At 40.8% G+C, this 13,223-nt stretch carries 10 protein-coding genes and 2 pseudogenes; 4 read left to right on the top strand and 8 right to left on the bottom strand.

Features of this window, described 5'->3' with window-relative positions:
* Nucleotides 1–2 precede the first annotated feature (2 nt).
* From J1G47_RS10200 to J1G47_RS10185, 4 genes are all read right to left on the bottom strand, one after another.
* Entirely contained in the window at nt 3–1,346 is a 1,344-nt protein-coding gene (locus J1G47_RS10200; protein WP_207326620.1) for a replication-associated recombination protein A, read from the bottom strand.
* A complete protein-coding gene (mreD, locus tag J1G47_RS10195) occupies nt 1,346–1,834 on the bottom strand; it encodes a rod shape-determining protein MreD (protein WP_005710534.1) in 489 nt (162 codons plus the stop codon). The genes J1G47_RS10200 and mreD overlap by 1 nt, the downstream gene beginning before the upstream one ends.
* A complete protein-coding gene (mreC, locus tag J1G47_RS10190) occupies nt 1,834–2,883 on the bottom strand; it encodes a rod shape-determining protein MreC (RefSeq protein ID WP_005710533.1) in 1,050 nt (349 codons plus the stop codon). Before mreC ends, mreD begins: the two co-directional genes overlap by 1 nt.
* A 91-nt stretch (nt 2,884–2,974) precedes the next feature.
* Complete coding sequence (locus J1G47_RS10185) at nt 2,975–4,027, bottom strand: rod shape-determining protein (RefSeq protein ID WP_005710531.1); 1,053 nt, start codon at nt 4,025–4,027, stop codon at nt 2,975–2,977.
* Nucleotides 4,028–4,303: 276 nt separating this feature from the next.
* Between J1G47_RS10185 and pntA the strand changes: the two genes are divergently transcribed.
* From pntA to J1G47_RS10165, 4 genes are all read left to right on the top strand, one after another.
* The gene (gene pntA, locus J1G47_RS10180) at nt 4,304–5,836 is read left to right on the top strand and encodes a Re/Si-specific NAD(P)(+) transhydrogenase subunit alpha (protein ID WP_021114578.1); all 1,533 of its coding nucleotides are present in this window, start codon (nt 4,304–4,306) and stop codon (nt 5,834–5,836) included.
* A gap of 11 nt (nt 5,837–5,847) precedes the next feature.
* Nucleotides 5,848–7,221: a Re/Si-specific NAD(P)(+) transhydrogenase subunit beta gene (gene pntB, locus J1G47_RS10175; protein WP_015940120.1), complete on the top strand. Its 1,374-nt coding sequence runs from the start codon at nt 5,848–5,850 to the stop codon at nt 7,219–7,221.
* Between the two features lie 346 nt (nt 7,222–7,567).
* A complete protein-coding gene (ccmE, locus tag J1G47_RS10170; RefSeq protein ID WP_160414774.1) occupies nt 7,568–8,101 on the top strand; it encodes a cytochrome c maturation protein CcmE in 534 nt (177 codons plus the stop codon).
* Nucleotides 8,098–10,038, top strand: coding sequence for a heme lyase CcmF/NrfE family subunit (locus tag J1G47_RS10165; protein ID WP_026916814.1), 1,941 nt, complete (start codon nt 8,098–8,100; stop codon nt 10,036–10,038). The genes ccmE and J1G47_RS10165 overlap by 4 nt, the downstream gene beginning before the upstream one ends.
* A 128-nt stretch (nt 10,039–10,166) precedes the next feature.
* Here J1G47_RS10165 and J1G47_RS10160 read toward each other — a convergent pair.
* From J1G47_RS10160 to J1G47_RS10145, 4 genes and pseudogenes are all read right to left on the bottom strand, one after another.
* Nucleotides 10,167–10,969: pseudogene (locus tag J1G47_RS10160) on the bottom strand (glycosyltransferase family 2 protein).
* Complete coding sequence (locus J1G47_RS10155; protein ID WP_207326619.1) at nt 10,969–11,853, bottom strand: glycosyltransferase family 2 protein; 885 nt, start codon at nt 11,851–11,853, stop codon at nt 10,969–10,971. The pseudogene J1G47_RS10160 and the gene J1G47_RS10155 overlap by 1 nt, the downstream one beginning before the upstream one ends.
* Nucleotides 11,846–12,355 (bottom strand): annotated as a pseudogene (locus tag J1G47_RS10150) (hypothetical protein); the annotation flags it as partial. The pseudogene J1G47_RS10150 and the gene J1G47_RS10155, both read right to left, overlap by 8 nt.
* A gap of 127 nt (nt 12,356–12,482) precedes the next feature.
* Nucleotides 12,483–13,160, bottom strand: coding sequence for an acylneuraminate cytidylyltransferase family protein (locus J1G47_RS10145; protein ID WP_207326618.1), 678 nt, complete (start codon nt 13,158–13,160; stop codon nt 12,483–12,485).
* Nucleotides 13,161–13,223 lie beyond the last annotated feature (63 nt).

The following is a 13,223-nucleotide window of genomic DNA, read 5'->3' as shown; positions in this document are numbered from 1 at the left end:
ACTTATTGTTTGTTATACCTCTGCACCTCACTCTGCAAATCTAATCCTTTCAACCACGCCATTTTTTCTTTGATCTGCTTTTCCATTCCACGTTCGGTTGGGAAGTAGAATTGGGTGTCTTTCAGTTCAGGGGGGAAGTAGTTTTCCCCTGCGGCGTAGGCGTTAGGTTCGTCGTGGGCGTAGCGGTATTCTTCGCCGTAGCCTAAGGATTTCATTAAGCTAGTCGGTGCGTTTCGCAGATGTTCGGGAACATCGTAATCCTTGCCTTCTTGAGCTAGGCGTTTGGCTTGTTTGAATGCGGTGTAAACGGCATTACTTTTTGGGGCAACGGCAAGGTAAATCACCGCTTGAGCGATAGCCCGTTCGCCTTCGTAAGCCCCTACTCTGGTATAACAATCCCACGCAGCAAGGGCGAATTGCATTGCCCTTGGATCGGCATTGCCTATATCTTCTGAGGCTATCGCAAGTAGTCGGCGAGCAACATACAGTGGATCGCCTCCAGCGGTTAAAATACGAGCATACCAGTACAATGCACCGTCAGGGGAAGAGCCTCGAATGGATTTATGTAAGGCGGAAATCAGGTCGTAATAGCGGTCGCCACCTTTGTCAAAACGGGCTTGGCGTTCGCCCAACACTTCGGTGAGCAAGGCTTTATCCAGCAATTTTCCTTGTGGTAATTGTTCTGCCATATCGCACATTAATTCAAGGCAGTTGAGAGAAAAACGTCCGTCGCCATTGACGTAGTCCGCCAGCAGTTGAAGCACATCATCTTGAATGATGAGCTTTTCATTGCCTAATCCACGTTCTTTGTCTGCAATGGCATTTTGCAAAATTTTTAGAATATCGACCGCTTGTAGTGGCTTGAGAATGTAAATCCTTGCCCTTGATAGCAAGGCGTTATTCAGTTCAAAGGACGGATTTTCAGTGGTTGCACCGATAAAAATAATGGTGCCGTCTTCAATATGGGGTAAAAAGGCATCTTGTTGGCTTTTGTTAAAACGGTGAACTTCATCAACAAAAAGTAACGTGCGTCTGCCAGATTGTCGGTTGAGTTTGGCTTTTTCGATGGCTTCTCGGATCTCTTTGATACCGCTAGTAACAGCTGATAGACGTTCAACTTCGGCATCAAGTTCATTTGCGATAATTTCAGCAAGAGTGGTTTTGCCTGTTCCTGGGGGACCCCAGAAAATCATTGAGTGGCTATGTCCTGCTTCAATGGCTCGGCGAAGGGGTTTGCCTTCGCCGATCAGGTGTGATTGTCCGACATATTCAGCTAGAGTGCGTGGTCGCATTCGAGCGGAAAGGGGACGAAAATCCGCAGAAAAATCGAAAGATAAGCTGTTCATTAGCGTAAATGTAGCCCTCGGCGTATATGTCGCATCAGTAAGAAAATCCACGGCCATAAGATGCCGCTTATGATCGCCCCGATGATTTCTTGGGTGTTAAATTCTGCACTATGTAGCACTAGTTCGATAAAGAAGATAAAGAAACGAATAAGTGCGATATATGCCATCACAAGTAAGCTCTGTAACCATAACGAGAGATTACGCAAGATAAGATGATATTTGGCAACAAAATAGATCGCAATTGACAATACTAACGCGTGAATGCCTAAAATTGAGCCTAAGATCAGATCCCAAACAATTCCTGCTAAAAAAGCAGTGCCGACACTAACTTTATCAGGCAGAGCTAATACCCAGTAGATAAGTACTAATACAACCCAAGTTGGGCGTAATCCTTGTAAATCCACAGGCCAAGGCATAATCTCTAGGACAAAAGCGATGACGAAAATGAAGGTCAGCACTAACATTTGGAAGATCATATTTTCACGCATTATTCTGCCCCTTGCTCTGTGCTGTGATTAATACCGTTATCGACTTCTGGCTGTGTTGCTGGATTTACAGTTTCTTCAGGTTCGACAGTTTCTTCTTTTTGTTCATCACTACTTACTTGTTCTTTTTTACTATTTTTCAAGCGGTCTAATGGGTTTAGACTTTTACGTCTTTCTTCCACAGCATCACGCACATCTTGCGGTGAAAGGCTTGATGCATTGCGGATTTCTTCGCTTGTTGGCCATAACAGTAATAAATAACGCAGGCGATCAAGTGAGGCGAGCGGTCTAGCCGTTGCTCTGGCAAAATGGTTTGAACCATCATTTTGTACGGTTTCAATTACGGCAACGGGATAGCCTTCAGGGAAACGTCCGCCTAAGCCAGAGGTGACAAGCACATCACCTTTGCCAATATCCACGGTTCTTGGTAAGTTATCCAAAATCAATTCATTGCTGTGTCCGTTGCCATTGGCTATTGCTCGAACATCGTTACGCAAAATTTGTACGGGAATGGCGTGAGTGACATCGGTTAAAAGTAATACTCGACTACTGTTTTTCCCGACAGAAATCACTTGCCCCACAACGCCTCGTTCATCAATTACGGGCTGACCAACAAAAGCACCGTCACTTTGTCCCTGATTTATTACTACTTGTTGGCGGTAAGCGTCCATTTCTGCGGTCAGCACTTCAGCTACTTTTTTATATTCATCTTGGCGTAAAGGGGAACTAAGTAGTAAACGTAAACGTTGGTTTTCCACTTTGAGTTGATCGAGTAGCAATAAGTCTGCGTTCTTTTCACGCAGTTGTTCTTTTAATACTCGGTTTTCAACTTGCAGTTTTTGACTGTCGATAAAGTTGTTACTTACACCGTCTAATACGGTGCGAGGGGTATTTGCAAAATAATACAAGCCGCTGACCGCTGTTTCGAGGACATTACGCATTTGGATCATTGCACTGCTTCTACCATCAAGTAAAATCAGGCTGATAGAGATCGCAATTGCAAAGAATAGTCTTACGCCTATAGGTGGTGCTTTCGCAAAAATTGGTTTCATATTTCAGTTATATTTAATGGATCTTGTTAAATGCAAAATGGACAATAGCCGTTGATATTGTCCATTTTTATGCTAATAACTCAAGGTTGAATTAGTTGTCGTCACTAAAGAGATCGCCACCGTGCATATCGATCATCTCAAGTGCTTTACCGCCACCACGAGCTACACAAGTTAATGGATCTTCGGCAACGATAACAGGCACGCCCGTTGCTTCTGAAAGTAATACATCAAGATTTTGTAATAAAGCACCGCCACCTGTTAATACCATTCCACGTTCAAAAATATCGGCAGCCAACTCTGGTGGACATTGCTCTAGAACCCCTTTTACTGCATCAACAATGCCTGTTAAAGGTTGTTCAATCGCTTCTAACACTTCTTTTGAGCTTAACACGAATGTACGAGGCGCACCTTCTGCAAGATTGTGACCGTGAACTTCCATTGTGCGAATTTCATCTTGATTTTGAATATAAGCTGTTGCTATCTCTTTTTTGATACGCTCTGCAGTTGTTTCACCAATCGCAGAACCATAGTGACGGCGAACGTAAGCGATGATTGCTTCATCTAATTTATCACCACCAATACGCACCGAAGCAGAATGAACGATACCGTTTAATGAAAGTACCGCAACTTCTGTTGTACCACCGCCAATATCAATTACCATTGAACCAGCAGCTTCTGCTACAGGTAAGCCTGCACCAATCGCAGCAGCCATAGGCTCTTCAATTAAATAAACTTCACGAGCACCAGCACCAATCGCCGACTCTTTAATTGCCTTACGCTCTACTTGAGTTGCCCCTGCTGGTACACACACTAACACTCGAGGACTTGGACGCATAAAGTTATTGCTATGCACTTGTTTGATAAAATGCTGTAACATTTTTTCTGTCACATAGAAATCAGCAATCACCCCGTCTTTCATCGGACGAATAGCCAAAATGCTTTTTGGTGTACGACCTAGCATTGATTTTGCATTACTACCTACTGCTGCAATACTTTTTGATGAACCAGCACGATCTTGACGTACCGCAACTACTGACGGCTCATCAAGCACGATACCCTGCCCTTTTACATAAATTAACGTGTTTGCAGTACCAAGGTCAATTGAAAGGTCGTTTGAAAATAATCCTAGAAATTTCTTAAACATAAAAGGGATCCATTAAATTTAGTTAAAAGCGAAATAAGCCCATAGACTTAGGGCAAAAAATTGGGCATAAATATAGCAAAAAAGTCCTAATAACTCCAACGAATAATTTATCTTTTGCAAGTTTTATTACGAAATCCTCCGCTTGTAAAAAATCGGTTAAATGATTTTAAGATTTCTTCAAAATAAACGTGAAAAAAATCCCCCAAAAAGTTAAATAAATGGTACATTTGCAACGTTTTAATTCATTATTATTTTAACCAACCTACAGGAGTCTTTATGCTTATTGGTGTACCAAGAGAGCTGTTAGACGGTGAAACTCGTGTGGCAGCAACGCCAAAAACCGTAGAACAGATTAAGAAACTTGGTTTTGAAGTCATCATTGAAGAAAATGCTGGCTTTAAAGCAAGTTTTGAAGACGATGCTTTCGCTCAAGCAGGTGCGACTATCGGCAACGCACAAGCCGTTTGGAATGCAGACATTATTTTTAAAGTCAATGCACCAACCGATGCTGAAATTGCATTAATCAAGGAAGGGGCAACGCTTGTGAGCTTTATTTGGCCTGCTCAAAATCCTGAATTAATGCAAAAACTTTCTGCAAAGAAAATCAATGTGTTAGCGATGGACGCAGTGCCGCGTATTTCTCGTGCGCAAGCCCTAGATGCTTTAAGTTCTATGGCGAACATTGCTGGTTATCGTGCCGTTGTTGAAGCCGCTCACGAATTTGGTAGCTTCTTTACAGGTCAAATTACCGCCGCAGGTAAAGTGCCACCTGCGAAAGTACTTGTGATCGGTGCAGGCGTTGCAGGTTTAGCCGCAATTGGTGCAGCAAACAGCCTTGGTGCCATCGTGCGTGCGTTCGACTCTCGTCCTGAAGTAAAAGAACAAGTACAATCAATGGGTGCAAGTTTCCTTGAAATTGATTTTAAAGAGGAAGGTGGCAGCGGTGATGGCTATGCAAAAGTGATGTCGGAAGAATTTAACCGCCGTGCATTAGCACTCTATGCTGAACAAGCAAAAGAAGTGGATATTATTATTACCACCGCACTTATCCCAGGCAAACCAGCCCCACGCTTAATTACCAAAGAGATGGTTGCCACAATGAAACCAGGTTCGGTGATTGTGGATTTAGCGGCTGCAACGGGCGGTAACTGCGAATTAACCCAAGCAGGTAAAGTGGTTACCACAGAAAACCAAGTAAAAATTATCGGTTATACTGATTTACCAGGTCGTTTACCAACTCAATCATCTCAACTTTACGGCACCAACTTAGTCAATCTCTTGAAATTACTCTGCAAAGAGAAAGATGGCAACATCAATATCGACTTTGAAGATGTAGTATTGCGTGGCGTTACCGTAATCCGTGATGGCGAAGTCACTTGGCCAGCACCACCAATTCAAGTATCTGCACAGCCACAACAAAAAGCGGCAGCAAAACCTGCGGAGAAAAAAGAAGAAAAACCGGCAGATCCACGCATTAAATATGGCTTGTTAGCCTTAGCGGTGATCGCATTCTTGTGGTTAGCTTCTGTTGCACCTGCAGCATTCTTATCTCACTTCACCGTCTTCGTTCTCTCTTGCGTAGTGGGTTACTATGTAGTTTGGAACGTCAGCCACGCATTACATACGCCATTAATGGCAGTAACCAATGCGATTTCAGGTATTATCATTGTCGGTGCGTTACTACAAATCTCTCAAGGCAGCTTCTTTATCAGCGTACTTGCCTTTATTGCGATTTTAGTGGCAAGCATCAACATCTTCGGTGGCTTCAAAGTTACCCAAAGAATGCTAGCAATGTTTAGAAAAGGTTAAGGAGAAAGAGTATGTCTTTAGGTTTAGTACAAGCGGCATATATTGTCGCAGCCGTTCTCTTTATTATGAGCCTTGCAGGGCTTTCTAAACACGAAACGGCAAAAGCAGGTTGTTGGTACGGCATTGTGGGTATGACCATTGCCCTTATCGCAACCATTTTTGGACCACAATCACAAGGAACCATTTGGATTTTAATCGCAATGGCAATCGGTGGTGCTATCGGTATTCGTCAAGCATTAAAAGTGGAAATGACCGAAATGCCTGAGCTTGTGGCAATTCTTCACAGCTTCGTAGGTTTAGCGGCGGTATTAGTCGGCTTTAACAGCTACGGTCTTGCACACGAAACAGATCCAGTGCTACAAAATATCCACAATGTTGAGGTATTCCTTGGTATCTTCATCGGTGCGGTCACTTTCACAGGTTCTGTGGTTGCTTTCGGTAAATTACGCGGCATTATCAATTCAAAAGCATTAATGTTGCCACACCGCCACAAATTAAACCTTGCGGCACTTGTAGTTTCTGCATTATTAATGGTTGCTTTCTTAAATAACCCAGAAAATATTTTCCCTGTGTTAGTGATGACTGCAATTGCTCTAGCCTTCGGTTGGCACTTAGTGGCTTCTATCGGCGGTGCGGATATGCCAGTGGTTGTTTCTATGCTTAACTCTTATTCAGGTTGGGCAGCCGCAGCAGCAGGCTTTATGTTAAGCAATGACTTGCTAATCGTAACCGGTGCATTAGTAGGTTCTTCAGGTGCAATCCTTTCTTACATTATGTGTAAAGCAATGAACCGCTCATTCATCAGCGTTATCGCAGGTGGCTTTGGTAACGATGTTCAAGTCAGCTCAGATGAAGAACAAGGTGAACACCGTGAAACTACCGCAGAAGAAGTGGCAGAATTACTTAAAAATGCAAGCTCTGTGATCATCACGCCAGGATACGGTATGGCAGTGGCACAAGCACAATATCCTGTTGCTGAAATCACACAGAAATTACGCGACCGTGGCGTCAATGTTCGCTTTGGTATTCACCCGGTTGCAGGACGTTTACCAGGTCATATGAACGTATTGCTTGCTGAAGCGAAAGTGCCTTACGATGTAGTATTAGAAATGGACGAAATCAATGATGATTTTGCAGATACTGACGTAGTCTTGGTTATCGGTGCAAACGACACAGTAAACCCAGCGGCAATGGACGATCCAAACAGCCCGATTGCAGGTATGCCAGTACTTGAAGTTTGGAAAGCACAAAATGTTATCGTGTTCAAACGCTCAATGGCAGTAGGTTATGCCGGCGTACAAAATCCACTATTCTTTAAAGAAAATACCCAAATGTTATTTGGTGATGCAAAAGAACGTGTGGACGACATTTTAAAAGCCTTATAAGTAGCAAAAAAATAACCGCAACTTATAACAATAAGGTGCGGTTATTTCTACCTATATTTATGTTCAAAAACAAGCAATTCTTGCTTCTCTCTATGTTTGGCATCCCCTAAAGTACACAAGTAACATCGAAAGAGGCAGTATAATTTCTTGGACTTTAGGATCAACCGTACCTAATCAAATACATTCTCAATTAGAGAATGTTCGACCATTTCCTGTCTTAGGGTAGACATGATTTTTATATACTAAAGAATAAAATAATCGAATATTTAACGATTCTTATCAGATTTTTTGTTAGGATAGCACCTGAATTTTTTATTTCTTTTTGAGTGATTACTAAGGGATTTTTATGAACCCAAGACGCAAATCTAGATTGAAAGTGGTGATGGCAGTGTTAAGTGGGCTTGCTGTTGCTGTTGGTTTAACCTTATATGCGTTAAGCCAAAACATTGACTTATTCTATACGCCATCAGAGATTATCTATGGTAAAAATAATGACCCGGAAACCAAGCCTGAAGTTGGGCAACGTATTCGTGTAGGGGGTATGGTGGTTGATGGGTCGGTAAAACGTGATGACAAGACCCTTAAAGTGACCTTTGATCTCAATGATATTGGGCCTGCAATTCAGGTGGAATATGAAGGGATTTTGCCTGACTTATTCCGTGAAGGGCAAGGGATTGTGGCACAAGGTACTTTAGTTGAGCCGACAAAACTGAAAGCAACCGAAGTGTTAGCTAAACACGATGAAAACTATATGCCACCTGAATTAGGCGAACAGATGAAAAAGCAACATCAGCCGATGGGGATTTCAGAAGCAGATCTCAAAGGAAAATCAGAACGTGATGCAACGCAGATCTCTCAGCCGTTTGGAGAAAATAAATGATTGCTGAATTAGGTAACTATACCCTTGCTCTTGCTCTCGCATTGGCAATTTTATTGGCGATCTTACCGCTTGTTGGCGCTCATAAACAAAATGCTAGTCTGATGGCATTGGCTCGTCCGATGACGTGGGCGGTTTTTTTAGCATTATCAATCTCGTTTGGCTCGCTTTTTTATCTGTTTGCGGTCAATGATTTTACTGTGCAGTATGTGGTGAATAACTCAAACAGTACGTTACCGTTAGAGTATCGCCTTTCCGCTGTTTGGGGTTCTCACGAAGGATCTTTGTTGCTTTGGATTTGGCTACTTTCCCTTTGGAGCGTTGCCGTTGCGACATTCAGCCGACAAATGCCTGAAGAAGCCATCGCTCGTGTATTGGGGGTAATGGGCTTGGTTAGCATTGGCTTTTTAGTCTTTATTCTGTTTACTTCTAACCCGTTTAACCGAACTTTCCCTGATTTTCCTGTTGATGGTCGAGAGCTTAATCCGATGTTGCAAGATGTTGGCTTAATCTTCCACCCTCCGTTACTGTATATGGGCTATGTGGGCTTTTCTGTTGCCTTTGCTTTTGCTATTGCGTCGTTGATGACAGGTCGTCTTGACACTGCTTGGGCAAGATGGTCACGTCCTTGGACTATGGCAGCGTGGGTATTTTTAACATTAGGTATCGTACTTGGCTCTTGGTGGGCATATTACGAGCTTGGCTGGGGCGGTTGGTGGTTCTGGGATCCTGTGGAAAATGCCTCGTTAATGCCGTGGATTGCAGGTACTGCATTAATTCACTCTTTAGCGGTCACGGAAAAACGTAGTACTTTCAAAGCATGGACGGTCTTGCTAGCTATTCTTGCTTTTTCACTCTGCTTACTCGGCACATTCTTAGTGCGTTCAGGGATTTTGGTATCGGTTCACGCTTTTGCTTCTGATCCAACTCGGGGCTTATATATTTTGGCTTATCTCGTGGTGGTTATTGGCGGTTCGCTACTGCTTTACGCTTATCAAGGCAGTAAAATCAAGAGCTTAGACAATTCCGAACGTTACTCACGAGAGTCAATGTTATTACTCAATAATGTACTATTAATGGCGTTCTTATCGGTGGTCTTTTTAGGCACGATTTTACCGTTAATTCATAAACAAATTGGTTTAGGGACAATTTCTATCGGAGCGCCTTTCTTCGATCAGATGTTTATGATCTTAATGGTGCCTTTTGCATTTTTATTGGGAATTGGACCGCTTGTAAAATGGCGTCGAGATCAGGTTTCTGCTATCCGTAAGCCAGTCCTCATTTCATTAGCCGTAATGGTATTGCTTGGCTTTGGCTTACCTTATCTTTTTGCCAGCAAAATTACTGTCAGCGTGGTATTAGGGACAATGATGTCCATCATTATCGTGGCATTGAGTTTGTATGAACTACATCAACGAGCAACGCATCGTCATAGTTTCTTGCAAGGCATTTTGAAACTTTCTCGTTCCCATTGGGGGATGGTGTTGGCTCATTTAGGGGTTGCAATGACTGTGTTTGGTATTGCCTTTAGCCAAAATTACAGTATCGAAAAAGATGTACGAATGAATGTAGGCGACAAAGTTGAAATTTTAGATTACAACTTTACCTTCAAGGGTATTCGTGACTCAAATGGGGCAAACTATATTGGTGGCACAGCGGATATTGAAATTCATCGAAATGGTAAATATGAAGCCACACTACACGCAGAAAAACGCTTTTACAATGTCAGTAAAATGGGTATGACTGAAGCTGCGATTGACTGGGGATTTAGTCGAGATCTCTATGCAGCCTTAGGTGAACGTTTAGAAGATGGCTCTTGGGGCGTACGTTTATACTACAAACCGTTTATCCGTTGGATTTGGTTCGGTGGATTGTTTATGGCGATAGGTGGCATACTTTGTATGATGGATAGACGTTATCGCTTAAAACAGAATAATTAACTATGTTTATCGCTCTTCATAAGGAATAATCGGCATGGTAGACAAAATAGTTGCTAATATTTATTTTCTCTAAATATTAGCAACTATTTTTATTTGAAAAATCTTGTATAGACAACATATTACACCTTTTATTTACGAAGTAATTTATAAAACTGAGTAAGTAAGACTGTTGGCAACAATCTCGGTATCACTCGCATAGTAAAAGTGATAAAACCTGAAACGATATTCTGCATACCCACTTGGTGTTTTAATTTAAATAAACGCCATTCTGCCTTAGCCTGAGCGATACCACAACGGCGACCGACCATACCATTTCCAACACGGGCATAAACCAAAATTTCGGGTAAATTCGCCACTTTTTTGCCTAATGCAACCAATTTAATCCAGAGATAGTAATCTTCTTGTAGGTCTTGATAGCCACCACATTCAAGCACGGCACTTTTTTGGTAGGCGACCGTCATATGATTATAAATGGGCAACGTTTCTGTGTAAACTCTACGATGGCTTTGGTTTCTGTTGGCACACGACGATAGCTGACAATATCATTAATATCTGAGCCAAATTCAGCAATTTGTCCGCCAAAAATAATGGTATCGGGATTTTGTTCAATAAACGCAATCTGTTTTTCAAAACGTTCTGGAATACAAATATCGTCCGTATCCATACGGAATACCCATTCATTTATGCAGTGGATTAAGCCATGATTGAGTGCTTTTCCTAACCCTTGATTTTGCTCAAGTCTAACGATATTAAGCGGTAAGATCTCCGCAAAATTTTGCATAACTTGTTCTAATTCGGGGGTAATAGCTCCGTCAAATACAATAACAATTTCGTCCGCTTGAACCGTTTGATTTTTTAAACTTTCAAAGCATTCGGTTAAATATTCTGGTTTTTCCTTAAAATATAAGGACATTAATACGGAAAATTTCATTAAATAAACCTTTTCATATTGATTGCAAGTTTTGGTGAAATAAATATTAGAGTAGCAATCACCAAATGTTTAATATTTTTACTTTGTAAGAACATCTGCCAATAATAACAAGCCGCTTTACGAGATAAATTCATTATATGTGGGTAAGAAAGCATATATAATGAATTAAAAGCAAAGTTTTTTTGTTGAATATCTGTTTTTACATATTTTTGTTTAATAGCTTCAATCGCTAATTCAGTATTTTGTGTATTTGTCGATACACTTGCTCGTTTAGTATGGAAAGTACAGGTTGTTAAGGCTTGAGAAACATGTTTTGGTTTAAACTGGTTATGAGAAATCACTTTCAAAATAAAATCATAGTCTTCTAGAGATTTTAAATCCGTTGATAATCCATTGACTGCAAAGAAAAATGATTTTTTAATCGCAATCATCGGCATTCCACCTACTTTATTTGCCAGTAAAATATTCTCTAAAGTGACCGCTTGTTCATTTTCATAGGGGCGAGTGATATAACTAAACCCTTCATTTACCATCACACATTCAGCAGGGTGATAAATAAAATTAATCGTCGGGTTTTCATTAATTGTTTTTGCCAGTATTTCACATTTTGGATGAGCAAAACGATCATCATCATCTAAAAAGAGTAGCCACTCGTTTTCAGCAAATCTTGCTCCTACATTACGACTTTCTGCTGCTCCTAAATTCTGTTCATTCCTAATCACATTGACAGGAAATGGGTAGAGATGTTTAATTTCTACTGGCTCAACAGAGTGATCATCGACAATAATCACTTCAAAATTATATTCCGTTTGATATTCCAAACTTGTTAATAATGCAGGAATTTCATTTTTTCGATTATAAGAAGGAATAATAATACTAAACATTTTCTGTCTTGTTATTTAAAAATAGAATTTTATTTTTACCTTCATTGCCAAATAAAGATAAAAACATTAATAACACTAACATAATGCCAGGGAAAGCATAGGCATCGGCTTTTACATTTAAAATTGAGAGAATAAGTAAGGTAGATAAGATAAAAATCCAACTACCGTCAAACCAATTTATTGCCACTTTTCGTACGAAGTAACACATAAATAAGAAGCAAACAGAGAGATAAATAAATCCGCCATATAATGTTTGGCGTAAAAAACCAGAGTCTGTTTTGCCGTAGTAGCCACCTTGTGGATAGAAATAATGCCCATCACCAATTAAAATCTGTTTTAATTCAGGGATATAAAGATGATTTTGAACGAGATTATCCGTAGATGAACTAACTAAACCATAGCCGTAAATAACATTGATTAAAGGCTCTAAAGCGTGTTGTACATATTTATTTTCTGCAAAATTAAAGGCTAAAAATAAACAGATAGCTCCAAAGAGCAAAATGGCATAGGAAATCGCCTGTTTTTGACACTGTCGAATGCTCAGCTGAACACCTAATAAGGCTTGGAAAATGGCATTTCCCGTGAAGTCAGTTCACCGATTAAATAAACTGCACTGTTTTTGATGGCTCTCATTGCATCTCTTTCTCAATCAAGCTATCCGCCAGTTGCAAATCTAATGTGGTATCAATATCGACTGAGCGATAGGTTGGCATTAAATAGAAACGCACAGGTGGAATAAAAAAGTATTTTTCTTGAAGTAGGCTGGCGATATCGTTGATATAAATCGCCCCATTCGCACGGTATGCTTTTGGTAATTGCTGACGTGGTGCTTCAAAATCTTTGATTTCATTCATCGGGAGAATATCATCTCCATTTAAAACAAATGATTTATACGGGTGGTGTTCACATTCACAAGCGGATACCACAGACTTACTTTTTCCACCTAAAAAGATTTCCATCGCATTGCGAATATCTAACGCATTGCGAAGTGGGCTAGTTGGTTGGAAATGAGCGACAATGCCTTCACGAATGTTTAAGGTTTCTAAACAGTGCAAAATAACATCAATAGAACGAGTATCACTTTGAGCCAATTCAGCAAGGCGAAGTAGTGGTGTTGCACCATATTTTTCACCTTCCTGTAAAATACGTTCGCCGTCTGAAGTGACAACGATTAAGTCAAACATTCCAGACTCTTTTGCCGCTAGAACTGCACGGCCTACGAGCGAAATTCCACCGACTAATTGTAAGTTTTTATCTTTAATCCCTTTCGAGCCTGCTCTGGCTGGAATAATTGCAATTTTTTTCATAAATCTAACCGCTAGTAATATGGTTAATAAGACTTGCCATTTTAATTTTAAAGAGCGAGTTAA

This window comes from Glaesserella parasuis (assembly GCF_017352235.1).
GTDB classification, from domain to species: Bacteria; Pseudomonadota; Gammaproteobacteria; order Enterobacterales; family Pasteurellaceae; genus Glaesserella; species Glaesserella parasuis.
Note: the sequence above shows the minus strand (reverse complement) of the source record. Positions and strands in the feature narration are given on the sequence as shown.

What these genes read in the sequence shown, in the direction of transcription:
- ccmE (WP_160414774.1), top strand. Translation starts at nt 7,568, where the DNA reads ATGAACCCAAGACGCAAATCTAGATTGAAAGTGGTGATGGCAGTGTTA.
- mreC (WP_005710533.1), bottom strand. Translation starts at nt 2,883, where the DNA reads ATGAAACCAATTTTTGCGAAAGCACCACCTATAGGCGTAAGACTATTC.
- J1G47_RS10155 (WP_207326619.1), bottom strand. Translation starts at nt 11,853, where the DNA reads ATGTTTAGTATTATTATTCCTTCTTATAATCGAAAAAATGAAATTCCT.
- J1G47_RS10185 (WP_005710531.1), bottom strand. Translation starts at nt 4,027, where the DNA reads ATGTTTAAGAAATTTCTAGGATTATTTTCAAACGACCTTTCAATTGAC.
- J1G47_RS10200 (WP_207326620.1), bottom strand. Translation starts at nt 1,346, where the DNA reads ATGAACAGCTTATCTTTCGATTTTTCTGCGGATTTTCGTCCCCTTTCC.
- pntA (WP_021114578.1), top strand. Translation starts at nt 4,304, where the DNA reads ATGCTTATTGGTGTACCAAGAGAGCTGTTAGACGGTGAAACTCGTGTG.
- J1G47_RS10165 (WP_026916814.1), top strand. Translation starts at nt 8,098, where the DNA reads ATGATTGCTGAATTAGGTAACTATACCCTTGCTCTTGCTCTCGCATTG.
- mreD (WP_005710534.1), bottom strand. Translation starts at nt 1,834, where the DNA reads ATGCGTGAAAATATGATCTTCCAAATGTTAGTGCTGACCTTCATTTTC.
- J1G47_RS10145 (WP_207326618.1), bottom strand. Translation starts at nt 13,160, where the DNA reads ATGAAAAAAATTGCAATTATTCCAGCCAGAGCAGGCTCGAAAGGGATT.
- pntB (WP_015940120.1), top strand. Translation starts at nt 5,848, where the DNA reads ATGTCTTTAGGTTTAGTACAAGCGGCATATATTGTCGCAGCCGTTCTC.